The organism is Fodinibius sediminis, assembly GCF_900182555.1.
Taxonomy (GTDB): domain Bacteria; phylum Bacteroidota; class Rhodothermia; order Balneolales; family Balneolaceae; genus Fodinibius; species Fodinibius sediminis.
Map to the genome: position 1 here is coordinate 204,306 of NZ_FXTH01000003.1, position 24,860 is coordinate 229,165.

General features: G+C 49.5%; 32 protein-coding genes. 16 read left to right on the forward strand and 16 right to left on the reverse strand.

All coding sequences use genetic code 11. The features are described from left to right. The first annotated feature begins 236 nt into the window (after positions 1-236). The 8 genes from FN808_RS04745 to FN808_RS04780 all read left to right on the forward strand — a co-directional run bounded on the left by FN808_RS04745 (position 237) and on the right by FN808_RS04780 (position 7,760). Positions 237-857 (forward strand): Crp/Fnr family transcriptional regulator, encoded by a 621-nt coding sequence (locus FN808_RS04745; protein WP_142713411.1) that lies wholly within the window; start codon positions 237-239, stop codon positions 855-857. A 110-nt stretch (positions 858-967) separates the two neighbouring features. Next, entirely contained in the window at positions 968-1,240 is a 273-nt protein-coding gene (locus FN808_RS04750; RefSeq protein ID WP_142713412.1) for a hypothetical protein, read from the forward strand. Position 1,241: 1 nt separating this feature from the next. Next, positions 1,242-1,568, forward strand: coding sequence for a thioredoxin (gene trxA / locus FN808_RS04755; RefSeq protein WP_142713413.1), 327 nt, complete (start codon positions 1,242-1,244; stop codon positions 1,566-1,568). Continuing rightward, positions 1,568-2,017: an OsmC family protein gene (locus FN808_RS04760; protein ID WP_142713414.1), complete on the forward strand. Its 450-nt coding sequence runs from the start codon at positions 1,568-1,570 to the stop codon at positions 2,015-2,017. The genes trxA and FN808_RS04760 overlap by 1 nt, the downstream gene beginning before the upstream one ends. A 136-nt stretch (positions 2,018-2,153) precedes the next feature. Beyond that, the gene (locus FN808_RS04765) at positions 2,154-2,540 is read left to right on the forward strand and encodes a DUF302 domain-containing protein (RefSeq protein WP_142713415.1); all 387 of its coding nucleotides are present in this window, start codon (positions 2,154-2,156) and stop codon (positions 2,538-2,540) included. 448 nt (positions 2,541-2,988) lie between these two features. Continuing rightward, positions 2,989-5,079 (forward strand): cytochrome b/b6 domain-containing protein, encoded by a 2,091-nt coding sequence (locus FN808_RS04770; RefSeq protein WP_142713416.1) that lies wholly within the window; start codon positions 2,989-2,991, stop codon positions 5,077-5,079. A 3-nt stretch (positions 5,080-5,082) separates the two neighbouring features. Then, the gene (locus FN808_RS04775) at positions 5,083-6,894 is read left to right on the forward strand and encodes a CRTAC1 family protein (RefSeq protein ID WP_142713417.1); all 1,812 of its coding nucleotides are present in this window, start codon (positions 5,083-5,085) and stop codon (positions 6,892-6,894) included. Next, positions 6,891-7,760, forward strand: a complete 870-nt coding sequence (locus FN808_RS04780) for a tetratricopeptide repeat protein (RefSeq protein ID WP_142713418.1) — start codon at positions 6,891-6,893, stop codon at positions 7,758-7,760. The genes FN808_RS04775 and FN808_RS04780 overlap by 4 nt, the downstream gene beginning before the upstream one ends. A 33-nt stretch (positions 7,761-7,793) precedes the next feature. Here the strand turns inward: FN808_RS04780 and FN808_RS04785 are convergent, their stop codons facing one another. The 8 genes from FN808_RS04785 to FN808_RS04820 all read right to left on the reverse strand — a co-directional run bounded on the left by FN808_RS04785 (position 7,794) and on the right by FN808_RS04820 (position 15,126). Continuing rightward, entirely contained in the window at positions 7,794-8,540 is a 747-nt protein-coding gene (locus tag FN808_RS04785) for a DUF2249 domain-containing protein (protein ID WP_142713419.1), read from the reverse strand. Between the two features lie 69 nt (positions 8,541-8,609). Then, complete coding sequence (locus FN808_RS04790) at positions 8,610-9,875, reverse strand: alginate export family protein (RefSeq protein ID WP_142713420.1); 1,266 nt, start codon at positions 9,873-9,875, stop codon at positions 8,610-8,612. A 100-nt stretch (positions 9,876-9,975) separates the two neighbouring features. Next, complete coding sequence (locus tag FN808_RS04795; protein ID WP_185958250.1) at positions 9,976-10,446, reverse strand: plastocyanin/azurin family copper-binding protein; 471 nt, start codon at positions 10,444-10,446, stop codon at positions 9,976-9,978. 49 nt (positions 10,447-10,495) lie between these two features. Beyond that, positions 10,496-11,548 (reverse strand): copper-containing nitrite reductase, encoded by a 1,053-nt coding sequence (nirK, locus tag FN808_RS04800; protein WP_185958264.1) that lies wholly within the window; start codon positions 11,546-11,548, stop codon positions 10,496-10,498. Positions 11,549-11,728: 180 nt separating this feature from the next. Beyond that, positions 11,729-12,097: a hypothetical protein gene (locus tag FN808_RS04805; RefSeq protein ID WP_142713423.1), complete on the reverse strand. Its 369-nt coding sequence runs from the start codon at positions 12,095-12,097 to the stop codon at positions 11,729-11,731. 197 nt (positions 12,098-12,294) lie between these two features. Next, positions 12,295-13,656 (reverse strand): NADP-specific glutamate dehydrogenase, encoded by a 1,362-nt coding sequence (gene gdhA / locus FN808_RS04810; protein WP_142713424.1) that lies wholly within the window; start codon positions 13,654-13,656, stop codon positions 12,295-12,297. 51 nt (positions 13,657-13,707) lie between these two features. Continuing rightward, complete coding sequence (locus tag FN808_RS04815; RefSeq protein ID WP_142713425.1) at positions 13,708-14,319, reverse strand: helix-turn-helix transcriptional regulator; 612 nt, start codon at positions 14,317-14,319, stop codon at positions 13,708-13,710. A 60-nt stretch (positions 14,320-14,379) separates the two neighbouring features. Further along, a complete protein-coding gene (locus tag FN808_RS04820) occupies positions 14,380-15,126 on the reverse strand; it encodes a hypothetical protein (RefSeq protein ID WP_142713426.1) in 747 nt (248 codons plus the stop codon). Positions 15,127-15,292: 166 nt separating this feature from the next. Here FN808_RS04820 and FN808_RS04825 point away from each other — a divergent pair, with 166 nt between their 5' ends. The 7 genes from FN808_RS04825 (at position 15,293) to FN808_RS04855 (ending at position 19,334) form a co-directional block, all read left to right on the forward strand. Next, a complete protein-coding gene (locus FN808_RS04825) occupies positions 15,293-15,649 on the forward strand; it encodes a ferredoxin family protein (protein ID WP_142713427.1) in 357 nt (118 codons plus the stop codon). 70 nt (positions 15,650-15,719) lie between these two features. After that, positions 15,720-15,962 (forward strand): DUF2249 domain-containing protein, encoded by a 243-nt coding sequence (locus FN808_RS04830; protein ID WP_142713428.1) that lies wholly within the window; start codon positions 15,720-15,722, stop codon positions 15,960-15,962. 6 nt (positions 15,963-15,968) lie between these two features. Then, positions 15,969-16,292, forward strand: a complete 324-nt coding sequence (locus FN808_RS04835) for a metal-sulfur cluster assembly factor (RefSeq protein WP_142713429.1) — start codon at positions 15,969-15,971, stop codon at positions 16,290-16,292. Positions 16,293-16,371: 79 nt separating this feature from the next. After that, positions 16,372-17,505 carry a DUF8744 domain-containing protein gene (locus FN808_RS04840; RefSeq protein WP_142713430.1) on the forward strand — a complete coding sequence of 378 codons (1,134 nt, stop codon included), beginning with the start codon at positions 16,372-16,374 and terminating at the stop codon, positions 17,503-17,505. 172 nt (positions 17,506-17,677) lie between these two features. Continuing rightward, a complete protein-coding gene (locus FN808_RS04845) occupies positions 17,678-18,097 on the forward strand; it encodes an OsmC family protein (protein ID WP_142713431.1) in 420 nt (139 codons plus the stop codon). A gap of 74 nt (positions 18,098-18,171) precedes the next feature. Next, a complete protein-coding gene (locus FN808_RS04850) occupies positions 18,172-18,744 on the forward strand; it encodes a plastocyanin/azurin family copper-binding protein (protein WP_142713432.1) in 573 nt (190 codons plus the stop codon). A 98-nt stretch (positions 18,745-18,842) separates the two neighbouring features. Further along, positions 18,843-19,334 carry a DUF4149 domain-containing protein gene (locus FN808_RS04855; protein WP_142713433.1) on the forward strand — a complete coding sequence of 164 codons (492 nt, stop codon included), beginning with the start codon at positions 18,843-18,845 and terminating at the stop codon, positions 19,332-19,334. 18 nt (positions 19,335-19,352) lie between these two features. On the opposite strand, the gene FN808_RS04860 is transcribed toward FN808_RS04855, so the two are convergent. Genes FN808_RS04860 through FN808_RS04890 form a run of 7 tightly spaced genes read right to left on the reverse strand, consistent with a single transcriptional unit; the run spans position 19,353 to position 22,785 of the window. Next, the gene (locus FN808_RS04860; protein WP_142713434.1) at positions 19,353-19,760 is read right to left on the reverse strand and encodes a heme-copper oxidase family protein; all 408 of its coding nucleotides are present in this window, start codon (positions 19,758-19,760) and stop codon (positions 19,353-19,355) included. Positions 19,761-19,794: 34 nt separating this feature from the next. Beyond that, positions 19,795-20,280 (reverse strand): cbb3-type cytochrome c oxidase subunit I, encoded by a 486-nt coding sequence (locus tag FN808_RS04865; RefSeq protein WP_142713435.1) that lies wholly within the window; start codon positions 20,278-20,280, stop codon positions 19,795-19,797. Then, a complete protein-coding gene (locus tag FN808_RS04870) occupies positions 20,268-20,489 on the reverse strand; it encodes a DUF3565 domain-containing protein (protein ID WP_142713436.1) in 222 nt (73 codons plus the stop codon). The genes FN808_RS04865 and FN808_RS04870 overlap by 13 nt, the downstream gene beginning before the upstream one ends. Then, positions 20,486-20,953: a hypothetical protein gene (locus tag FN808_RS04875; RefSeq protein ID WP_142713437.1), complete on the reverse strand. Its 468-nt coding sequence runs from the start codon at positions 20,951-20,953 to the stop codon at positions 20,486-20,488. The genes FN808_RS04870 and FN808_RS04875 overlap by 4 nt, the downstream gene beginning before the upstream one ends. Further along, positions 20,950-21,147 carry an acetyltransferase gene (locus FN808_RS04880; protein WP_142713438.1) on the reverse strand — a complete coding sequence of 66 codons (198 nt, stop codon included), beginning with the start codon at positions 21,145-21,147 and terminating at the stop codon, positions 20,950-20,952. The genes FN808_RS04875 and FN808_RS04880 overlap by 4 nt, the downstream gene beginning before the upstream one ends. Then, a complete protein-coding gene (locus tag FN808_RS04885; protein WP_142713439.1) occupies positions 21,144-21,539 on the reverse strand; it encodes a group III truncated hemoglobin in 396 nt (131 codons plus the stop codon). The genes FN808_RS04880 and FN808_RS04885 overlap by 4 nt, the downstream gene beginning before the upstream one ends. Then, on the reverse strand, positions 21,529-22,785 hold the full coding sequence (locus tag FN808_RS04890; protein ID WP_142713440.1) for a hypothetical protein: 1,257 nt from the start codon (positions 22,783-22,785) through the stop codon (positions 21,529-21,531). The genes FN808_RS04885 and FN808_RS04890 overlap by 11 nt, the downstream gene beginning before the upstream one ends. 250 nt (positions 22,786-23,035) lie before the next feature. On the opposite strand from FN808_RS04890, the gene FN808_RS04895 reads away from it, so the two are divergent. Beyond that, on the forward strand, positions 23,036-23,440 hold the full coding sequence (locus tag FN808_RS04895) for a BP74-related protein (protein WP_185958252.1): 405 nt from the start codon (positions 23,036-23,038) through the stop codon (positions 23,438-23,440). Positions 23,441-23,462: 22 nt separating this feature from the next. On the opposite strand, the gene FN808_RS04900 is transcribed toward FN808_RS04895, so the two are convergent. After that, positions 23,463-24,860 carry a tyrosine phenol-lyase gene (locus FN808_RS04900; RefSeq protein ID WP_142713442.1) on the reverse strand — a complete coding sequence of 466 codons (1,398 nt, stop codon included), beginning with the start codon at positions 24,858-24,860 and terminating at the stop codon, positions 23,463-23,465.

Here is a 24,860-nt window from a genome sequence, read left to right on the forward strand (position 1 = left end):
TAATATAAACCAACAAATTTAAAGGGATGCCGTTGTAATAGCAATCTGCAGCAGTACTCGTGAAGGGGTGGATGAGGAGTGCACATATTGCCAGACTGGACCATGAGTTGAGGAAACGATCGTCTGGAGGCTGGCTGTACCAAAGCCTGCAATTTAGAATGATTATTTAAGATAAGTAAATCTCTTTTTTGTTAAATTATTCAACATAATTTTCAATCTATGATTGCTGTTCCTATATGAAGACCCCTAACTTGCAGTTGCTGGCCTCTGCCCTTGAAAAGGGCGAGCAGCTTGATGATCTGGGGATTGTCAAGCAGTTCAAGGAAGGTCAGACAATCGTCAGTGAAGGCGCTAACGTACATTCAATTCCCATTATTACGAAAGGGAGCGTAAAGGTGATGCAATCGGATGATACGCACAAAGAAATGGTTTTGTATTACCTGCGTCCGGGGGAAACCTGTGTGATGTCGTTTTTGGCGGGGTTGTACCAGGGCACCAGCAAGATAAAAGCGATAGCTGAAGAGCCCTGCGAGGTGCTTTTTATACCCGTCGCAAGGTTTCGGATACTCATCCGGGAGCATCCGGAATGGCTGAATTATATTTTTGAGATCTACCACAAACGATTTGAGGAGCTCCTGGGAGTCGTGGATGCGGTAGCTTTCAAGAACATGGATGAGCGTCTTCTCCAGTTTTTGCAAAAGCGGGCTGAAGTCTCTGGCAGCCGAATTCTGAAAATAACGCACGAGCAGCTGGCTCAGGAGCTTGGAACAGCACGGGAAGTTGTTTCACGACTGCTTAAAAAGCTGGAAGAGGAAGAGCGGGTGGTATTGGGAAGAAACAAAATACGCCTTCTGTAACTTATGTCACTGAGATTGTAGAAAAAAATACCTAAAATGATAGAAAATGCCTGAAACACGGAATGGAGAATGATGCACATTCCAGGCATGTTAAAATAAGACAGATGGATATGAAAAAATTTATAGAGCAGGAACTGTTGACAAACTGGCATTTCATGCGCTGGGTTGCCCTTGTGCTGGGATCTTTTTTTGTTTTCCAGGCGTTCCGCTACTGGGACGTCATACCGGCGGTGGCAGGGATGTTTTTTCTCTACCAGGCTATCACCAACAGTGGATGCCTGGTGGCACGGACGTGTGAGCCCGCCGTTTCAGCAGTGCCGGATGAGGAATCACAGACCGGCCGTGCACATAATGTAACCTATACCGAAATAAAAGAAAGTTAAGATGGCAGAAGCAAAAAAACAGACATCACCCTCGTTTTCAGACATCATCAACAGTGAGACCCCGGTACTGGTTGATTTTTATGCCGACTGGTGTGGCCCCTGCAAGATGATGAATCCCATTTTGAAAAAATTGAAAAAGGAAATGGGCGAGGAGTTGAATATCATCAAGATCGACGCTGAAAAAAATGCCGATGCGGCCATTAAATACCAGGTACGGGGCGTACCGACTCTTATCCTGTTCCACAAGGGACGTATTTTGTGGCAACAGTCCGGCGTGGTGCAGCTGCATCAGCTAAAGAACATTATTAATCAAAAACTGAGTGCATAATGAGCAATAAAGAGTATTTTTACGATGTAAATATCAGCTGGCAAGAGGGACGGCAGGGAACCATGTCATCTCCTGGACTGGAGGAAGTGATCGAAGTGGCAACGCCCCCGGAATTTGAGGGTGGCATCCCGGGGAAATGGTCGCCGGAGCACCTGTTCGTGGCATCGGTCAGCAGTTGTCTTATGACGACTTTTACCGCTATCGCAGAATTTTCAAAGCTTGCTTATGAAAGCCTGAATATAAAGGCCCTTGGTAAAATGGCTAAAAAAGAGGGCCGGTTTATGATGACAGAAATAACGCTGGAACCGGAGCTGATCATTACAAATGAGAAGCTGGCGGATAAAGCAAGGCGTATTTTGGAAAAAGCCGAAAAAAATTGCCTGATTACGCGATCCATAAGAACCGACATTATTTTCACTCCGCGGGTTGTGGTCGCAGCACTGGATTAATCAGCAAATGATTGCAGCAGAAGACCTGTTGTAAAAGGCCTGATGGTATGAGTACGTAGGTGATCGCTGTTAACCGCCGTCAGCTGATGGTTGTAAACCATGACGTATAATTTTTAACTCTTTAATTTCATCTATTATGTCCTATCATTTTAGCAAAACACTGGATGTCTCTTTTGACAAGGCCATCGATAATGTTACGGAAGCACTCAAGGAAAATGGATTTGGGGTGCTCACCGAGATAGATATAAAGGCCACCCTTAAAAAGAAGCTGGATGTAGACTTTAAAAAATACCAGATTCTTGGCGCCTGCAGTCCCAAACACGCCTACAGGGCGCTATCTGCTGAAGATCATATCGGTCTGATGCTGCCCTGCAATGTTATTGTACAGGAACATGAGGACGGGACTGTGGAGGTATCAGCGGTCGATCCGGTCGCATCAATGCAGGCTATCGAAAATGAAGATTTGAAAGAAGTAGCCGAAGAAGTTCGTTCGCTGCTGAGTAAGACGATAGACAGGTTGTAATACGTTTCCAGCACCGGCGGAGTATCGCTGTATGGGGCTGCTTTCGTTATGCAAAGCAGCCTCATGCTTTTTATCATGTCAGTGGACGGCTGGGCTATGGTTCCGTTTAATCCATTCTCACATACACAGCCTATAAGGCAGGCATGCTTCAAGTCTTCCTTGTCACCGCCCCTGTTTTTAGCAGGGTGCCAACCTTTTCCGGCTTCATACCGCAGGGATAAGGGTGCGGCAGGTTTACCTCTGGTGGGTACCGCTGACACAGTTGCCTGAAGGCAGATCCCGGAATTCGGTTGCTTTTTAGCCGTGACGGAACTGTTCAAATAGCATTATCTGACAGTCTACAGCACGTATTCCCGCCCGTATGGTACGATTTTATTTTGATGGGATTTGAGAATCTGTTACATTTATTTTAATAAAAGATATAATACTCTTAAATATGAAATAAGCAATGAAGTTTAGGTCCCGCACGGATGCCTCCAAAAAATGGAGGCATCCGCTTCTTGTACTGGTAACGGGGTTTTTGCTGTTTGAGATGATCAGCGGGTTGATGATCTATGTTCTCCCTTTTAGTGTCAGCAACCAGGTAACTATCCTGGTGCATACCATCATTGGAGTGGCGTTTTCTATACCCTATCTGGTCTATCAGCTGCGCCACTGGCTGACATACCGGCATCGATCGCTGAATGAAATAAAACTGACGGGTTATATTTCCATGGTTGCTGCGGTTGGGGCCGTTGTGTCGGGTCTGGTAATAACCTGGCAGGCTTTCTTCTCGACTGGAATCAGTGCCGTGTGGGACAAGATACACCTGCTGGCTACGTTTCTTCTGCTGACCTCGGTCTTTCCCCATGTTGGTCTCATTATTATCCGGGATTACCAGTCCCGATCCAATCCGAATTTAAGGGAGCGGGTGTCCTCTGAGAAAAATTTTGGCATCAACAGCCTGCTGGCGCTCATAGCCCAGTTTGTGGTGGTGCTGCTCCTGCTTTATGCTTTTGAGCCTACCCCGGTTAACAATACACTGCCCGATGACTATCACAGGTTAACCAGCAGCGACAATCGTCCATTTGCTCCAAGTCTGGCGACAACCACCAACGGGGATGGTATTGATGTACAGCTGCTGGGTGGTTCGGAATCCTGCACGACCTCGGGTTGTCACGGACAGATCGGGGAGGAGTGGGAGGCCAGTGCGCACCGCTATGCGGCCATGGACCCTGTCTTTCGTAAAATACAGAACAAGATGGGCACACAGAAAGGAACAATAGCCACGCGCTACTGCGGGGGCTGCCATGATCCCATTTCCCTGTTTTCGGGGACCAAGAACCTGTTCAGTGACAGCCTGACCAACAAGGTGGGATTGAACGAGGGTATTTCCTGTGCTTCTTGCCATGCAGTAAAGCAGGTGGATGTATCGGGCAACGCGGATTATGCCATTGCTCCGCCGGAGCGCTATATTTTTGAACTGGAAGACGGGAAGATGGCCAAAAAAATCAGCGATTTCCTGATCCGTGCCTACCCGGAAAAGCATATGGAGACCTATCAGCGTCCCCTGTTGAAAACGCCGGAATTTTGCGGCAGCTGTCACAAGCAGTTCATAGATGAGGAAATCAACAGTGTGGGCTGGGTGCAGTTGCAGAATCAATATGATAACTGGCGAAAAAGCCGGTGGAATCATCCCGGAGATGCAGCGAAGACCACTGAATGCCGGGAATGCCACATGCCCCTGGTCGATTCTTTTGATCCGGCCAGCGGCGATCCCCTGGACTATAATCGTTCGGAAGAGGATGGAAAGCATCGCAGCCATCGCTTTCTGGGGGGTAATCAAATGGTACCCGAGATGCTTGATCTGCCCGGAGCCCGCAAGCAGGTGGCGCTGACAGAGCAGTGGCTCCGGGGGGAGGTACAGATCCCCGAAATAGCCGGGAAATGGGAGCCGGGTGAAGCTGTTCCCATTACCATATCCGCTCCCGAAGAAGTACGGGGCGATTCCACTCTTGACATTAATGTTATTGTGACCAACAACAAAGGGGGGCATAATTTCCCGACCGGCCCGCTGGATATGATTCAGGCCTGGCTGGAGATCACGGTTACAGATCAACGGGGAAATATACGTTACAGTTCGGGTACCCTTGATGAAGATCATTTCATACAGCCCGGTGCGTTTATTTTCAAAGCCGAGCCGGTGGATCAGTACAACAACGTGATTGATCAGCACAACCTGTGGGAAATGGTGGGTGTGCGTTACAGCAGGGCGATTTATCCGGGACATTCTGATAATGCCCATTACCAAATCCAGCTTTCGGATACGGTCGGGTCGCAGCGGGACATTCCGATCAGTATCAAAGCCCCTTATTCTGACAATCAGGCAGTTGGCCACCTGGATGTATCGGTTCGCCTTCAATACCGGAAAATAAATCAATACCTCATGAATATACTCTTTGGTGAGGAGGATATTACGGCCCCTGTCACGACCATTTCAGAGGCCCATAAAACAGTAAGAGTACTGTCGGCCAGCAGGTCTCAAAAAACAACAAGATAAACCATGTCCCGACGGAAAAGAAAATTGCTGATTGTATCGCTGTTTATGGCAATCCCATTTGCAATTGCTGCCTGGTATAGTTGGCATGAAGAGGACCGTAGTGCCTATATACCCGGAGAGCAGGTGGAAGGACTGACGGCGCGGCTCGATCGCGAGGTCCCGAATACCTACAGGGGCGTACGATTCAAAGAGGCAACCGGTGAGGCTGGCATTGATTTTTACCATTACCCTCATGATCGGACTTCCCAGCTGCCGGAAGATATGGGGTCGGGAGCGGCCTGGCTGGATTTCAATAATGACGGCTGGGATGACCTCTTTATTTTGAATTACGCCAGGCCGCTGAGCAATGAAGTCCAAACGGATTCAGCAACAATTGGCCATAGCAAACTGTATAAAAACAACAGGGATGGGACTTTTTCAGATATCAGCAGTCATGCAGGACTGGATCTTGCGGTCCGTGGCATGGGGGCAGCAGCAGGAGATTTCGATAATGACGGTGCAACAGACCTGTTTATTACCACCTATGGGGAAAACCGGCTGTACAGAAATACCAGCGAGGGAACGTTCATCGAAGTAACTCAGCAGGCTGGGGTAGGTGGAAAAAAAGGGTTCTGGGCCGGGGCCTCCTGGTCCGACTATGACCGGGATGGGGACCTGGATCTCTATATTACAGGATATGTAACATACAGGTCGATCGACTTAACTGAGGAGGAATTGGCCGCCGAAGAGCCCCCCAGCATTAATCCCTCCACTTTTGATCCTGTCGGAAACCTGCTCTATAAAAATAACGGGGATGGCACGTTTACGGAAATAAGCAGGCAGGCAGGGGTGCAGAATAAAGCGGGCCGAAGTTTGTCTGCCACCTGGATTGATCTGAACAAGGATCAGTGGCCGGATCTGTACGTGGCGAATGATGTATCTGACAATGTGCTCTATCTGAATAATAAAAACGGCACCTTTGTGGATGTGAGTCATCTTGCCCATGTAGCCGACTACCGGGGTGCGATGGGCATTGCGGGCGGTGACTGGGATAATGACCAGGATGCTGATCTCTTTATCACTCACTGGATCGCGCAGGAAAATGCCCTGTACACCAATGGTTTTATTGATACCCTGCAGGCAGGAGCCTCATCAGTTCTTCAGTTTACTGATGATTCAGCCAATCACGGACTCGGCCAGTCATCGCTGGACTACATCGGCTGGGCCACCTCATTTGTGGACTTCGACCTGGACGGCCGGTTGGATCTGTTTGTTGTCAATGGAAGTACCAACCAATATCCTGATAATCCGGTACGGCTGCATCCCATGAATGATCAGATATTCTGGAATGCAGGCCGGGCACAGGGATTTTATGAAGTCTCAAAGCTCAGTGGCCCTTATTTCGCCAAACGTTTCGTGGGCCGGGGCGGGGCCCTTTCGGATTATGACCGGGACGGTGACCAGGATCTGTTTATTGTCAACCACAACGGTCCGGGCATACTCCTCAGGAATGACAATGAGCTTGGTAACAACTGGCTCGCCGTCAAACTCGCAGGGCAGGAAAGCAATCGCTCGGCATACGGGGCCCAAATACGGTTGGTATCTTCCGGCACCATACAGCTGCGGGAGGTGGGGTCACAAAGTTCGTACCTATCCCAGAACAGCAGCACCCAGCATTTCGGTCTCGGGGATAAGACGGTCATTGATACGCTTTCCATAGCATGGCCCAGTGGAACAAAGGATGTCTATCTCAACGTCCAGCCCAATACTGTTGTTACGGTTACCGAGGGTGAAACAGGCTTTGAAACGCACAGAGTACCAAAGGTATCCCGATGAAGAAAACATTTGCCATCATATATCTGCTGCTGGGGCTGGCTTTCCTGTATATTACGTACCAGAAATATACCCCCGGGTCGGGATCCGTGGCGGCCGAGGTCCATTCAAAGCCGGATCGGGAACAGCAAGAGCTGATGGCATTCTGGGATGATTATAACCAGGCCACCGAGCGGCGTATTGCCGGTGATTACGACAGCGCTGCCCGTTATTACCGGCAAGCCCTGGACATAAAACCCGCCCATCTGAATTCCCTTTACTACATGGGGAATATGCAGCTGGAGCTGGCTCATTTTGATAAGGCGGAATCGCACTGGGTCAAGCTGATCGAAAGAAATGATGCCAGTGCCCGGGGGTACATACAGCTGGGAAATCTATATGGCTGTCAATCAGCTGGTACCGATTTTTACAACCTGGCAAGGGCACGCAGGCATTTTGATAAAGCATTGGTGTTGAATCCCGAGGTCAGTGGTCCCTTGCTGCAGATTGCTAAAATTGAGTTGATACAGGGTCGAATGAAGGAGGCCGCCCGACATCTCAGGGAAGTGCTAAAAAGCAATTTCCGCAGCACAGAGGCTTTTTTCCTGCAGGGATTTATCGCCTGGAAACATGATGATCTGAGTAGTGCCCGGCATCTCCTGGAACAGAGTAAGATTATCTTGACCGATGGCGATGAGAAGTATGCCAATGTGGGGGAAGGGCAAAGCGGATCCGTGGAATCCGCGGTATCGAGCCCTGTCCCCCGATGCGACCTTCTCCGGGATGAGATCCACCAGTTAATACAACGGTATGCGGCAGGGCCATCCTTTACGGCCTACGGGATATATGGGGATTTTGAAGAACGATTAGCCCGATTCCCTTCCCATTGAGGCTCGGGACGTACTCTGCTGCGACAGATGATCTCAGGAGGCCACCTTCGTAACCTTGACCTTCCACTCGCCCGGCAGCGTTTCCAGATACTCCCACTTAAAGGGATCCGTGCTCTCAGCTTCAAGCTGGTAGTAGAGCGGTTTGGGGTCATGATCGTTGATAAAGACAAACGCCTCGCCCATGGAGAGGGCATCGAAGGCATCAAAGACCATATCGTGGCGCCTGGCAGGCGGGTGGGGGCGAACATCAAATTTCTTGATTACGGCAACATCCACGGCCACCGGATCGGCTTCGTCCTGTTTGGTTATATGTATAATATATTCCCCGGCCTCTTTCTTCAGATAGCTCCACCGGTATTCATCCTGGAACTTATTTTCAAAGATAGTGTGGATTTCTTCAGGGTCCTCTGCAGCGATGATCTCCATGGTATCGCCTCTGAGCATCATGCCGTAACGGTGGAAGACCGCGTATTTCCAGTCCTTCTTTGCTGTTTTGCGAAGGTCCATGAGAGTGGAAGCCCCTTCGAGCGTTCGTCCCTTTGAGGGTTCTGTACGGCTAACACGCACTTTCCATTCTTCAGGGTCCCGCTGCAGGTATTCCCAGTCCACTACGTCACCGTAGATAGACCGGAATTCGTAATAGAGCGGTTTGGGGTCGTGGTCATTGATAAACACAAAACTGTCGCCTGCCGGCAGATCCTTAAAAAGCTGCAGCAGTTTTTGATGTCGCCGGATAGGAATAAGGGTTCGTACATCCAGTGGTTTTTTTGGTTTCTGCATTGGTTTATGATTTCGCTTGATGTTAGTGTTCCGTAGGGTTAAATGAATATTATAATGGCATGTATGATTTCAATTTATAATCTGCGGGGAGAGCACCAGCATGGTCCATCCCCAGTGCTGCAGTCCGCCGGCGGGACGGTTCTGAAGTCGTTCCAGAGAATGGTTTTCAAACAGTGCAGAGTAACCCAATCGGAAGGTGATCTCATCAGAGAAGAAGTAGGAAAAAGAAAGGTCCAGTTCCGAAGCGAGGCCGCGTTTCAGCCTGCGTTCGCTGTCGGCCGGATCGCTGATATTGCCGGCCAGCGCGAAGTAGTGATACCCCAGGTCTGCGGCAATTTGATCTGACATAACATATCCGATTTTTGCGTAGAGGTCCTGCAGCCCGCCCCCGCGCGTATCCCGTGGAATATCATTAAAATAATCCATCGAGCCGTAGAATTTATGGTTGGTGGCATAGAGCGTATGGAAAGCATGCCTTTGAGGATTTTCATCGTCTGCATTTCCGCCGGAGAGGTAGTCGAAACCTGCAGATAATACTATCGGGTTTAGCTTGTAAGTACCCTTGATAGTCGTCATGTAAGCCGAAATGTTGCTGCGGATGGCATCATCGCCCCGCTGCACGTAAAAAGAGCCCTGCAGGCTCAGGGCATCCACAGGGTAATTGAGCTGCAGCCCATAGGTATAGCGATAGTTGACAGACCCGGATGGTATTTCAAATCCATCGGTTAGCCCCAGCGCTGAGGCTTCCAGGGAGCCGATCCTTTTTTCTGCCCAGACGTATGCCAGGACCTTGTAATTTGACAAGGTGTAGGTGTTACCCAGCAGCTGCTGGCTTTCCTGGTTGTATGCGCCCCCCAGGTCTATCGTCCATGCAGCGGGCAAGTTGCGATACTTCATCAGCAGGGCGTCGTGGCTGCGGGCCTGCTGTGCCCAGTTGACGCTGCCCAGCAGCCGTTGATCATCATAGATCAGCTCCTGGCGTCCCAGTTTAAGGGCCGTTGTCTCCGAGAGGCCAATCTCGGCCCAAAGTTCATGCATGTTGACATTGGGAGTATCGCCCAGCTGTTCCGACTCACCCCAGGTACGGATGTCTTGTCCGGATAATTTGAAAATGTATTGGGACCCCTGGTATCTGAGATTGAGCCGGGATCGCTGAGAGGTGAAAAATGCTGGATCATCGGATGAGCTGCTCAGTATTTTATAGCCGCTGCGGTATTCGGTGCGTGGACGGAATTCTCCAGTTACATTAAGCTGGGCATGACTCTCAACGGCAATGAAAAGAATGACCGCTGGCAGTAGTAACAGTGATTTTGACAGGTGATGTATGTTATTCATGATCAATTCCTTCTGTTAAAGATTAACAGTATAAAAAAGGCCCGGGGGAACATGCGTGGGCATGTGTCCCGCCAGGCCTTCACCGGTAATGGCTGGAAAACTATTCAACCGTGAGTATTCCTTTCATTCCGGCCATAAAATGCCCGGGAAAGGAGCACAGGTAAACGTACTCTCCAGGAGTTTCGGGAGCTGTAAAAGTTACTTCCACTGTTTCCCCGCCGCCTGCCATGGCCGTGTAGGCAATGATCTGATCCTCCATGTCGGGAGCGATATACTCATTGTCGGCATGCCTGGCGGAGGCCTGGGCTACTTCCGTGGCGTCAGCCGTGGACTCAAGAAGTACGAAATTATGAGCCATGGCTGTAGCGGGAAGCCGGCTTACGGTGGTGAGTTTTACGGTAATCGTTTGCCCTGGGGCTGCTGTGATCTCCGTTTGAGTGAATTTGAGCTGGTCGTTTCCTTCCATTTCTACCACTTTCACATCCTGTGCAAAGCTTGTTGACGGAATGCAAAGAGCGATAGCAGTTAAAATAACTACGGAGAAGGCGATTAGTTTTTTAAGAATAGACATAACAGTAATATTTGATTGTTGAATGTAGGTTGTTGCTTCAGCCATGGGATCAGGCACTGTAATTGGGGTCAAAAATTTCAGGATCTTCCGGTCCTTCGACAATGATATCTCCCATCATGCCTTTGTTGGCTACCCGGCTGAGCGCATGGTCCACAAGGTGTACGGTAGAGGCTACGGGAAAATCCATTTCAAAAATTCCGCAGCTTCCCGGAGGAACCAGGGCTGTTTGTACAAAACGCTCGGGATTGCTGGCAATAGCACCTTCGCGCCAGGTTTTCGTCCAGACGTTCCCGATCGGGTGGAAGCTGGAAGACAGGTTGGGACCTCCATTTACAAAGAAGATCCGGGCCTTTTCTCCTTTTTTAACTTTGAGGGCACCACGCCGATTGGCCGTGATGGCCTGCTTTTCTCCATTCAACAATACGTATTGGGGCGTTTCCTTCCGCATGTCTTCGAAGTTGAATTCATGCATCCCCTTTTCGCCGGCCAGCTGCTGGGAGTATATTTCATTTTGGCCAAAGTAGAATTCGTGGTCGACTTCGGGTAGTCCTTCTTCGGGTTCAACCAGCATCATTCCATACATGCCGCTGCTGATGTGATAGTCCATGCGCGGTACGGCACAGTGATAGATATAAGCACCGGGATACATTGCTTTAAACTTGATTGTCTGGGATTGTCCAGGGGTGACGAAGGTTGCTTCTGCCCCTCCCCCCGTACCGTAGACTGAGTGGAAATCTACATTGTGCAACAGTACGTTTTCTGGTGCTGACTTATGGGTCAGGATCACCGTATCGCCCTGGCGTACCCGGATAAAGGGTCCCGGTACCTGGCCTCCGAACGTCAGGTAGTGAAACTGCACTCCGTCTTCGATCTCACTGATTACTTCACGGCTGACCAGCTCAATTTCATGGGTTTTAGGAGTATTTCTTCGGATGGGCCCGGGAATAGCAGTTGGATCCGCTGCAATACGGTCAACTTCAACAGCGGAAGAGGCCGTTGTATCTGTTTTTGGCGATGCTGCAGCTGCAGCCCTGGCATTCAGTGAAAAGCCAGTGCCCGCCATGATGCTTCCCGTGAGCATGGCCCCGCCGATGTTTTTCATAAATTGTTTGCGGGATACACCGGTGGAGCTATTTGATTGCCGACTATAGTTTTTTCGTGATTTCATAGTAATATATCTTTGTTTAGAGCTAATTTCTTGATCAAATTGATGGCAGTCCTGCTCTTTGTGATTGGCCGTCAGGGCCGGGGCAGATCTGCTGTGTAAATGGCAGTGAAGAAATTAGCTCCAGCGGGGCGGTGGGGGATTGGGCAGGTAAGTCGGGTTCGTGACGTCCTTTCCCTTCGCGGGGAACAGCGACCAGGTGTGGGGAAAGACCATTGGGGAGGGAATTTCTGAAATCTGCAGAGCAAGGGGATAATAGTCCACATCCAATAAGTCCTGCTGGTCATTTTCCTTATCCCCGGTCGTACACCTTTGCCCGATCGTACAGCAGATCTTTGTCCCGGAATGCCCGTCCTCACAAAAATCTTCGGTAATCAGCTCAATGAGGCTGCCCTCGTAAAGCTGATATTCGATCATTGGCAGGACCGGCTGCAGGGCGCCGATCAGAAAAGACCAAAGTAGTATGACTGAGTATATTTTTTTCATCAAAAACCAACAGTAATAAGATTTAAGACTACTTTATCTTAAATAAAGGGGATACACAACCTCCTTCTGAAAGCATAATAAAAGCTGATTGTGAATATAAGATGAAGATGTCTTAAATAGGCGGTTTTATCCCTTCTGGCTAGTTGCAGCTCTTTTCGCTTGCGATAAGAGCGCGGTGCACAGGCCCAGCATGTCGGTTAAACGACCCCCTGGTCGAGCATGGCGTCCGCCACTTTAATAAAGCCTGCGATATTTGCTCCCTGAACATAATTGACATAACTGTTGCCGGTATCCCCGTAGGTGACGCAGGTATCATGGATTTCATTCATAATATCCTGGAGCTTTTCATCAACCTCCGATCGCAGCCATTGGATACGCATCTCATTTTGTGTCATCTCCAGCCCGGATACGGCAACGCCGCCGGCATTGGCTGCTTTACCCGGTGCAAACAGGATTTCGCTGTCCATGAAGATTTTTGCAGCTTCTCGCTGGGCCGGTTTATTGGCCCCTTCAGCTACGCATTTGCATCCATTCTCAATAAGGGCTGCAGCATCATCGGCATCAATTTCGTTTTGAGTGGCGCAGGGTAGGGCAATATCACATTCGATATGCCAGGGTCTGCCGTTTTCGATATATTCAACATCATATTTCTCCGCATACTCCCGGATCCGTCCCCGTTTGACGTTCTTCAGCTGTTTTACGAACTGCAGCTTCTCTTCATCAATGCCGTCGGGGTCATATACCACCCCGTTGGAGTCTGACAAGGTCACCACGCGAGCGCCCAGCTGAATGGCTTTTTCAGTGGCAAACTGGGCTACATTGCCGGATCCGGAGACGGTAATGGTTTTGCCTTCCAGGGACTCATTGAGGCTCTCAAACATCCGGCGGACAAAGTACACAAGTCCGTAACCCGTGGCCTCCGTACGCAGTTTGCTTCCTCCCCATTCCACAGCTTTCCCTGTTAAAACGCCCGTATATTCGTTCTGGAGACGTTTATACTGTCCAAAGAGATAGCCGATTTCCCTTTTGCCGACTCCAATGTCCCCGGCGGGTACATCGGTATTGTGGCCGATGTGACGATATAATTCCGTCATAAATGATTGACAAAATCGCATGATTTCCATGTCCGATTTCCCCTTGACATCAAAATTAGCACCGCCCTTGGCTCCTCCCATGGGCATGGTGGTCAGGCTGTTCTTGAAGATCTGTTCAAAGGCTAAAAATTTAAGTATGTCCAGATTCACGGACGGGTGAAATCGCAGTCCGCCCTTATACGGACCGATGGCTGAATTGAATTCTACCCGATATCCTCTATTGACATGGACTTTGCCTTCATCGTCCATCCACGGAACCCGAAACATGATAACGCGTTCGGGTTCTGTTATCCTGTCAAGAATATTCGCCTGGTAGTAACGGGGCCGTTCCTCGAGCATGTCCCATACCGATTCGAGTACTTCCTGTACGGCTTCCTGGAACTCAGATTGACCTGGATTGCGGGCCTTCAGACCATTCAGAAAAGAGTTGATGGAATGGTTGGCATCATTATTATGATTCTCCATAGGGTGAATGATGATCAGTTTGGTTATTGACAGTTTTTAGGGTGAGAAGAGTTAGCTGTTATCCAGCGGAATCTCGTAGGTGCAGGAATGATCTCCCTCGGCAATATAGGTTTTTCTATCTACCCTGTTATTAAATAGTTGCTGATAAAATAACGTCTCAAGCTTACAAGGCAAACGTGTTTCTTTCACTACCTCGCGGAAAGGACAGTTACATTCTTTAACGGTGAGTATGTTGTTTTCTTGATCCAGGTCCAGCTCGGGCATAAATCCCTCTTCCTGCAGCATTTCTTCCAATGCCTGCAGGCGACCCTGCAGATCCCCGGTGGGAGCCTGGTCCATGGCCCCGCGTGCTTTTTCCAGGCGTGCCTCCCAAAAGGAAGAAAAAAAGGACTCAATCATCTCCTCCTGCTCCCTGGTTTTGAGGTAATCAATCAGTTCCCTGATCAGGCTGGACTCGAAGGAGGGAAAGAGTTGATTGCCTTTGGGAGTAAGCTGATACTGCAGGCTGGGTCGGCCGGGCCCCGAGCGCACGTAGTCGCGCTTCACATAGCCGTCCCGTTCAAGCTGAAGAAAATGCTCGCGGAGGGTTGTTTTGGCCAGGTCGATGTGGGCTGTGGCTTCATCAATTGAGAGGGTCCCCCTGCGTTTAATAAGGTCAAGCAATTCTTTTTTTTAGCCGGTAAACATGACAAGAGGATTATGAATTAAAATTTGGGCTAAGAATCAGAGGGTACGCAGGGATCTATGAATAAGGGGAATTATGTGCTCTTTTTCTACTTTAAATTGTTTATTCAGCTGACTCTTGAGGGTCAATAACGTCTTATAGAGGATGCTGTGGGCTGAGCTGGTATCAGGCGGGGTATGGAAGTGGTGCCCCTGTTCCGCTACGGTATCCAGCAGCCTGGACAGCCGCTTCTGGTCGCTGGAAATAATTTGCACCCCGCGCTGAAGTTGACGGATGGTACCGTCCAGGATATGGGCGTCCGACTGTGAGACCCTTCTCGCCAGGGGGAAAAGTTTCAGCTGTTCAAATTTCATGTAAAGCTGCAGATCTTCGCTGAAATTTGTAAAATATCGCTGCATTTCTTCAAGCCGTGGATACTGGTTGACACCGCCAGTACTGAATTTGGGAAAACGGCCTGATATCTCCTGCAGCAGCGAGGTGGTGGGGACGTGCAGCGTATCACTCACATAATTACACCATTTCAACAGGTCATTTCCATAATGAGGCTCTTGCTGTTCAGCGAATTCATTGCAGTTCTCACCGGAATGGCTTTTCTTTTTGATCCACTGAAGTACTTCCACCTCATTCCATTGCCGCTGCCTGCATATCGACCGCAGTGTCTCATTGCTGTGATTAGACGGCCTCAATCCGATAGATCGGAGCAGTTCCGCTGCACAATGGTTGGCAGACATGATCTGTGAAAGTTTGGCATCCGGGGACAGTTTGGTCAGGGGAGATGAGTTCATAGTGAGGGTCTGGTTGGTTCTGGGGCTTGTTGCAACACCTACAAGATAGGCAGTCGGGATTAATAAATCAATAAAATTGGTAAAAACCGTTTTTATAGTTGAAATTGATTTTCCGGAACTCTAACTTGGGGGCGAACCACAGGCCAATGATCAATAGTCCCGTTTTATGGCATATGTAGTAGCGGATCCCTGTATCCAGTGTAAACATACGAATTGTGCGGCTGTTTGCCCGGTTGATGCTTTCCGGGAAGGCCCTAATTTTCTGGTCATTGACCCTCTGGAGTGTATCGATTGTGATGCCTGCGTAGCAGAATGTCCGGAGGAGGCCATTTTCCCTGATGATGAAGTGCCCCTGGAATGGGAGGACTACATCACCCTGAATGAGCGGCTTTCCGCCGAATGGGAGGAGCACCTGATTGCCGAAGTTAAAGAGCCGCTGCCCGAAGTGGATAGATGGAGCGGAAGAGAACACAAGCGGGAATACCTGGTGGAAAGCTGGGACGATCTAAAAGCAGTAAAATAGTTATTTGTTAATGGTTATTCATAGGGGACAAATCCTGATAACTATTAATCAATAACTAAAGTTAAAAACGATGCCTGCAACTATAGAAGAAATCGACGTTCGTAATATATCTCCCCACGAAAAACATGCAACTGTATTTGATGAATACGACAAACTCAGGGTTGGGGAAACCTTTATTATCATTAATGATCACGATCCCAAACCTCTTGGATACCAGTTGGCAGTCATGCATGGAGAAGATAACCTTAGCTGGAAATATCTGGAGAAAGGCCCCAAAGTTTGGAAAGTGCTTATCGGGAAGACAGCCAAGTAGTCAACCATGGATTCTACTCCCATAGAGCGGCGCGAGATAGTCCGGCGACTCCGTGATGTCATCGATCCTGAACTGGGCGTGAACATCGTGGACCTGGGACTGGTGTATAACATCTTGTTTGGCGATGGCAAGGTGCTTGTAGAATATACCGTTACCACGCCGGGCTGTCCCATGCGCCGTTATCTTCAGCAGCAGATAGAAGCCGCCGTGGATTCCATCGATGGAACCGCGGAAGTCAGCACAAAAGTGGTGTGGGAGCCCGAGTGGTCCGTGGACATGATCAAAGAGGAGGTCACCTTCTTTGCTCATCCACCCCCGATGCAGGATTAACGTAACGATCAAGCCCGCATCAGCTGCATGTTCTGGAACTCTGTATTACAATGGTAATGGTCAACATTAACATGAAACCATGATGAAGTTTACAAAGTACACGACAGCCATTCTGGTAGGTCTGTTGTTGCTGGCTGCCGGTGGACTTGTCAGTGGACTTTATGCAGGACTGCTGCGTCTTGGATTTTCGGCTCCGGTGACCGCTTATCCTGTTTCTCCTGTTGCCCACGGTCCTCTCATGATCAATGGTTTCCTGGGAACGCTGATTGGAGTCGAGCGTGCGGCCGCCCTGGATAAAAAATGGGCCTATGCTGCACCGGTGTTTATCGCTCTTTCAACCCTGTTGATGCTGACCGGATATCAGCAGCCGGGGCGCTGGCTGATGATGCTCGGTTCGATTGGATTAACAGGCGTCATGATCTATTTGTATTACCTGCAACCCAAAATATATCATCTGATCATGGCAGCCGGGGCGGCCTCACTTGCTGTCGGCAACACAGCTTTTTTGTTTCATTATCCCGTTTATGTTTTCGTGGCTTGGTGGGCTGCCTTTCCCATGCTTACCATTTTCGGAGAACGGCTGGAGCTGAATCGTATTATGCGTCCCCCCGAAAAAGCCCGTAAATTGTTTGGGCTGTTGATATTCTTGTGGATATTGGCGCTTGTTACAACGCACGTTGACCGTGACGCCGGGTGGAGGCTGGCCTCGCTTTTATTGATGGTCATTGCCGCCTGGCTTATCAGATATGACGTGGCCCGGCGTACAATTAAGGCAGCGGGATGGACGCGTTACAGCGCCATTAGTCTGCTCACGGGCTACGGCTGGCTTATTGCTGGTGGTTTGTTTGGGATCTGGCGGGGATTTCCGACAGCGGGTCCGATCTATGATGCCTTGTTGCACATGATTTTTGTGGGATTCGTATTCAGCATGATTTTTGCGCATGCTTCGGTGATTATTCCCTCACTTTCTGGGAAACTGGTGGCTTATCACAACTATTTTTATCTGCCGCTGATACTGCTTCATCTATTTTTAGTGTTTCGGGTGATGGGTGATTTAGCATGGTGGCCGGCCGTGCGAAAAGCAGGAAGCTACGGTAACATCGTTGCTATCCTGCTATTCCTGGGCGGTATTGCTGTACGGCTGATCACGACTACAGCTGCATCCCGCCGGGAAACGGCAGCACGGGTATTAGAAACAGTGAATAATCCATGAGAAAAATGGAAGGTGATTTTTATATTGTTGCGACTGTACGATTTGCCAACCTGTTATGCAGGAATGATATCAACAGCCGATACCAAGGAACAAATGTAGACTAGAGGAAATTAAATGAGTACAAAAATCATTTAGTAACATCACACAATTATCAACTAAAACATTATTTATTATGCCTACCAAACATGCAAAAGCACAGTGGAATGGTGATCTCAAAAATGGAAGCGGAACGATGGAATTGGGCAGCGGTTTTTTTGAAGGGGACTATACCTTTGCTTCCCGGTTCGAAGATGGAACGGGAACCAACCCGGAAGAGCTGATAGGTGCTGCTCACGCAGGATGCTTTTCTATGGCTCTTTCAAATGAATTAGCAGAAGCAGGCTATGATCCAAAATCAGTAAAAACAAAGGCCGAAGTAACACTTGACGGCTCGAAGGGAGAAATAACAAGCATCAAGCTAATTACAAAAGCAGACGTCCCTGATATTGATAAGGATGTCTTCCTGGAAATTGCGGAGGGAGCCAAGGAGGGGTGCCCTGTTTCAAAGGCATTGGCAGGCCCTGCGATAACGCTCGAAGCGACGTTAAATTAATTGTATTTTATATTGTGTTTAACCTTATATTTAAGGTTGAAATAAAGTTAAATAAAAATTACATCTAATCTATTATGAGATATCTAATCTATTTACTGCCCCTTATGTTTTTTATTACTGCATGTGGTGGCGGATCAAGTGAGCAAGAGCAGCAAGCTGAAAGTACAGCCACGGAAGCACAAAGCAGTGCGGATCAGTCCAGTGATGTTCGCACTATTGAGATTACAGGTGTTGACCAGATGAAATTCGTAGTGGAAGGAGAAGCCGAAGGCATCACGATCGGAGATCCGGTTGCTGGTGGTATGCCTCTGCTCGAAACAATTACGGCATCACCCGGAGAAGAAATTCGGATCGTACTTACAACCGAAAGCGACCTGCCGGCTTCGGCCATGGCCCACAATTTTGTACTGATGACCATGGAAGCTGATGTACAGGCTTTTGTCAACGCGGCTTCCAAAGCCAGGGACAATGAGTATATCCCTTCTGATATGAGTGATCAGATTATAGCTCATACCGACTTGGCAGCAGGAGGTGAGACGGTAGAAGTGACCTTTACGGCCCCCGAGGAGACAGGCGAATATGAGTTCATCTGCTCGTTTCCGGGACACTATGCCGCCGGCATGAAGGGCATCCTGAAGGTTGAATAAGATTTACACATTTATTTGTTAAACGAAAAGGCGACTGAATATACAGTCGCCTTTTTTATGTACTGCCAATATTCAGAGCTATACCTTGACTCGCTTATATGTATTACCTTTCTGTATTTATTCATCTGCTGTCTGCGTTTTTTTGGATTGGGGGAATGCTCTTCACGGCGGGTGTGCTGGTACCGGCCACGCGCGATAAATTATTGAGAAACAAAAAGGGAGCCTTTTTTGCCCTTGTGGGAGAAAAGTTCAGCCGTATCTCCTGGGTGTTGTTTATTGTTCTCATAATCACGGGGGTCACGAATCTGATCACAAGAGGATATGCTGCTGATCAGCTTCTCAGAGGGTCTTTCTGGACCGAAGTATTCGGGGGCAACCTCTTTATAAAACTACATCTTTTTGCCCTGGTCTTAATCGTAAGCGGGGTCCATGACTTTTATGCAGGTCCCAAAGCCGTGACCCTGCTGGATACAGAGCCCGACAGTCCAAGGACGGATAAAATGCGGAAAATGTCGAGTTGGCTGGGACGCCTGAACTTGCTGCTGGGTTTGGGGATTCTCTACTATGCCATGCGACTGCTGAGAGGATGAGAAACTGCAAGCTGAGCGTTATTTATTATAGCTGACAGCCCGCTGCCAATGCAGGGCTATAAACAGGATGACGGCCAGCACTTCAAGCAAGCGGCCCAGGACAATGGCTGTTGAAGGCAAAATGTTCATAAAGGAGAATACATTTACTAAGATGCCCGCATTGAATATGATCACCATGATCCTGGCCGTCGTGGGATTTCCCCTGGCTGTCCCCTTGAGGTAGCGGGGCAGAATCCAGTAGGCGGTGCCCATGGTCAGCTGGATGATCCAGCCGAAAATACTCATTTCGATATGAATGGGCAGCAGCGACCATACCGAGGAGTAGGACGGATAGGCCTTGCTGATAAGTATGGCGGCCCCGATTATGAAACCGGCAAGCAGGTAGACGAGCGAGGCTCGGATCATCCATCGGCTGACTGTGGGCATGCGATTGGAAAGTTTTCAGTTCAAAATAGTTGTTTCAATTTGTACGTTCCCGGTTTGGTTTCTGCCTGTCGGCTTTCCTGCGTTTTCGCTTCTTTTTACGCTGTTCCCGCCGCTGCTGCTTCGATTGTATGCGGGGCCAGAGTTCTACGGTGTAGGTAACAGCAGCTGCAGCCTGGCTGCATGCCGAAAGAATGATGAGCAGATTCCAGACGGGGCTCTCCGAGAGGTAGTTCAGGGGTTCTGCCACGACGCGGAGCAGTAATCCGGTATTTAACAGGATGTAGGTAAACCAGCCCCATTTTTGGACCCAGAACCCCTCGCTGCGGTTTCGGCCCGGAAACATCCACATGGACACGCCGAAGATGATCTGTGTTATCCACCCTACCATCAGAAGATGCCAGAAGAGGGGCTCCATACCGGGCAGGGGCAGCCATTGAAAAGCCATAAAGAGCCCCAGAAGCAGGGACAACATAAAACAGACAAGACCGGTTTTGACAAATGCCCGTGCTAATCTTGGCATGGTAATATGAAATCTTTGGGTTCGTCGCGGTCACATTTTTTACAGTTCAGCTTTTGGCCCAGCCTGCTTTCGCGTCCTCCAGCCGTGGTGACCCAGGGACGGAGTGTCCAAGGCGGGTTATGGCGTACATGCTGTTGATGGCCGCACCGCAGTTCTGCAACCCAGCAATCTTCCTCATCTTTGTGATAACCAATAATCGGTTGTTTCATTTGGATTGTTTGCTGTCTTGCCGGGCTGAGGAGATGGGGGTCCGGAAGGCCGTATGACAATCAACGCATCCACGCTGCACAATGGCATAATGCTGCAGGACCTTCTGCATGTTTTCTTGGATGGCGGCGATTCTCATGGAGTCGGCGTGGTGGTGGACAATCATGTCATACTCAACAAATTGTTTCATCTCGTCTCCCAGGGTTGACTTTACCAGCTGTTTGTCTTCCGGTGTCATGGTCGGATGATTGGAAATATTTCCACCAGCCTCTTTAATCATGTCGTAATTTTCAGTGTAGAGGCCCCGGTCAGCCTGCTGCATATCGGTCAACAGCTGCTGCATCATGGGCACCAGGGGCATGGTTTCTGGTTGGGAGTTCGCTTTTTGGGTTGAATGACTCCATCCGAGGAGAAAGAGTGCCGATGCACCGAGCATCGTGGCAAGAACAAGTAAATGTCGCATCATGATGGGTTTTCTTTTAATGTTTTCTCCAGATCGATCTGTTGGATGGCACTGATGGCAGCTTCCATAGCCCCTTCGCTGCAGAGACCGCTCATTGAGGCATTGTTGAAACCTTCGCGGGCGGCTTTGATGCAGGCCGAGCGAATTTTCCGGGCTGTTTCCAGATCTGACGGTTTAACAGGGTTCTCGTTATTCATGGCTGTTTTTCATTAGTATGGTTGAATTTGCCTTCCATCTCCATGCGAATGGAAAATGAAGAGGCTATCTTGCGGGCCATTTCCTTGGCATAATCGGCCCGCTCTCCGCTGAAATGCTGGTCGACGGTGTCTTCAAACAGTTCAAGCCAGCGTCCAAAATCCTCTTGTTCAAGGGGCAGGGGGAGGTGCTGACGAAAAGGCCGCCCCTTGTAACGCCGGGTTTGAAACAGGAGATTGGACCAGAAATCTACCATCCTGGGAAGGTGATGATCCCAGTCTACCCCGGCTACGTCGTTGAAGATATAACCCAGGCGTTCATCCTGTTCAACGTTATTGTAGAAATTGTGTACCAGCGTCTTTACATCGTTGTCATCTCGAATGTCATGCATCATAATGAGGGTTAGGGTTCTTTTCGATTTGGATAATTTTAATCCACTGTGCCGTTACAGCCAGGGCAGGCAGAAGCGCTGTCGCCGCAGCAGCATAGAAAACCCAGGGGCCGCTCCATCTGACAGGCCAAAATGAAGTGAGCGGCAGCAGGCTGAGCAGCATGAGCAGAACAGTGACCGCGATACCAGAGAAATACCTGCCCGGAATACTGGCTTTAACGGAAAGCCAGCCCGTCATGGTCAATGTGAATGCCCCCAGCAGTAAAACATGCAGGTAAAAAATCCGGAGTGCGTGATCGGAAAACAGGAATGAGGATGGAATAAAGGATGCACCCATCTGCATGAGGGCTTTGAGTGCCAGCAGTGCAACCGGCCAGACCCAGGGACTTTTTTTCCACGGGCTACTGGATATAATAACATACAGCGCCTGGAATAGTCCGAAGGCTGCTAATAAACCACCCAGGCGTGCTGTCCAAAGCAGGGTTGGCGACAACAGGGATTCTGATATGCCATAGGGAAAAGTGAGCGGAGCCCCGATGGCTATGCATCCCAGCGAAACATGGTGTGATATTGGCCAGTTCTTCTGGCCGATTGAAAATTTTGCCACCAGGATAGCGAGCAGCGCCAGCACGATCCAGCCCTCCGTGAATGCCGCCAGGAAGAAATGGGTCATTCCCTTCATGAGCAGGTGATTATTTGGTGCCAGGGCCTGAACTACAGCAACACTCCACGCGCCGAGGGAACTGATCAGCAACAGGATTTGCGCACTGTCAAACCAGGATTGACAGGGTTCCCCATCAAGCAAGGAGCGCCTTTTCAAGTAGCCTCCCATGAAAATATACCAGCAGATCATCACCATTCCGGACAATATGACCGATAAAGGCAGGGAAAGCGTTCCGATGGCTACCGGGCGATAGCCGAAAATTAGAAAAAAAGGATAGGAGGCCATACCAAAAAACAGCGTTCCGAACAGGGCATATTTCATCCATGGCGTGCCCCTTTCCTGCCGGCCTGAAACACTCATAATCTGGCTGCGCATGATATAAAGAGGGAGGGGAACGGCCCACCCAAAGAACATCAGGTGGGAGTGGGCATGGCGGATATTTCCGAGCGAAAGCCCCCATTCGGGCAGCCAGCCGATGAGTCCCAGCCGGTAAACAAGGCCGGTGAGCGCTGCGAGGATAAAAGAAACCACCGACACCTGCCATAACCAGCGCTCCTCCTTCAACCCGTTGTATTTTACTTGCATCCGGTACAACCTCAGTCCTCGAAACTTTTAAAAAATGGAATCCGGTATATTCTCAACCTATTTAAGAGTGCTATGTCTTAATATAATGATAATTTATGCCCCGCCAAAGGTATGGGTTAAAATTAGGTGAACCGAAGGCCTTGACGGGTCATTTCCGGCAGAATATGACCAACAGACAAGCGTTGACAAGCATTCAGTGGAATAGTAGTCAATGGATATTGTCGTGATGAAACGAACTCTTCAGCTATTAATGTCTCTTTTGATACTGTTTTTTGCGGCCTGTGATACGAATTCAGGCAATGGTGAGATAGAGCCACACTACTTTGAATTTGCCCACGAGGACGGGAAAACCAGTTACCGTTTTGTTGCTAAAACGTCGGATCCCGGGGTGATTGACAAGGTCGAGAAGCAGCTGCAGCTCCCTTTCGAACAGCGCAACCTGCATATCAATGGTGATATTGAAAGAGGGAACGGCGGCTATAATGAAGGCTGGAGCTGGAAGTTTACGCCGGGCCACTGGGATATGGTTGAGATGTCTGTGGAAGTGTGCGACGGCCGTCCGCAGATGGTGGAGGATGACCTCGACTACTGGGTCGACCAGGTCGGTTATTTTTGTCCCTGGTCTGCCCGGGTGCTCCGGGAAGTGAATCGCTGATGACGGATAAGCGGCAATTGGGCTAGGATTTCTTGCTTTTTTTAAAGCGGGACTGGAAAAAACGGAGATATTCGGGTTCATAGTCAAATGAAAGTCCCGAGATATGGTCTCTGTTGTCATAGACGGCTTCAACCGACTCCGCTACCACATCCATGTGGGCCTGGGTATAGACCCTGCGGGGGATGGTCAGCCGTACAAGTTCAAGCTCGGGATAATGATGCTCTCCCGTTTCAGGATTGCGTCCCGCGGAAACAATCCCTCGCTCCATACTTCGTACGCCGGAGTCCACGTAAAGGGCCGCTGCCAGTGACTGGGCGGGCAGCTGGTCCTGGCTGAGATGGGGCAGTATCTTTTTGGCATTGAGGAAGACTCCGTGACTGCCTATGGGATGCACCACCGGGACTCCCATGTCAATCAGTTGATTCCCCAGGTATTGTACCTGTCCGACCCGCGCGTGAATATGATCTTCATCCACGGACTCCCTTATGCCGATTGCCAGCGCCTCCATATCCCGCCCGGCCATGCCGCCGTAGGTATGCAGCCCTTCATAGATTACCACCATGTTCTGGGCCTCTCTGAAAAGCTCCTCATCGTTCAGGGCCAGGAAACCGCCGATATTAACCAGCGCATCCTTTTTGGCGCTCATGGTGGCCCCATCCGTGAGGGAACAGATTTCATGGACAATGTCCCTGACAGGCGTATTCTCATATCCTTTTTCCCGCTGTTTAATAAAATAGGCATTTTCTGCCACCCGGGTCATGTCATGGATGATGGGTATGCCATACCTGCGGGTAAGCCGGCGCACTTTTTTTAAATTGGCCATGGAAATGGGTTGTCCGCCGGCCATATTCACGGATGTGGCAATGGCAATATAGGGAATCTTATCCGCCCCCTTTCGCTTGATGAGATCTTCCAGCTTGTTGAGATCCACATTGGCTTTGAAGGGGTGCTCACTTTCCGGATCATGCGCTTCGTCGACGATGACATCAACAAAGGTGCCGCCGGCCAGCTCCTGGTGAAGCTTGGTCGTCGTGAAATACATGTTCCCCGGGACGAAGTCCCCTTCTTCAATCAGCAGCTGCGAGATGATATGTTCAGCCCCGCGCCCCTGGTGCGTAGGGACCAGAAAAGTGTAACCGTAATACTTTTTAACGGCTTCTGCAAGATGGTAGAAATTTTCGCTTCCGGCATAGGCCTCATCGCCCATCATGATGCCGGCCCACTGACGGTCGCTCATGGCCGAGGTACCGCTGTCGGTCAGCAAATCAATATAGACGTCCCGCGAACGAAGCAGAAAAGTATTATAGCCGGCTTCTGCGATGGCTTCTTCCCGTTCTTCGCGGCTGATCATCCTAACCGGCTCCACCATTTTGATTTTGTAGGGTTCTGCCCAGGATCGTGTTCGCTTGGATGATGACAT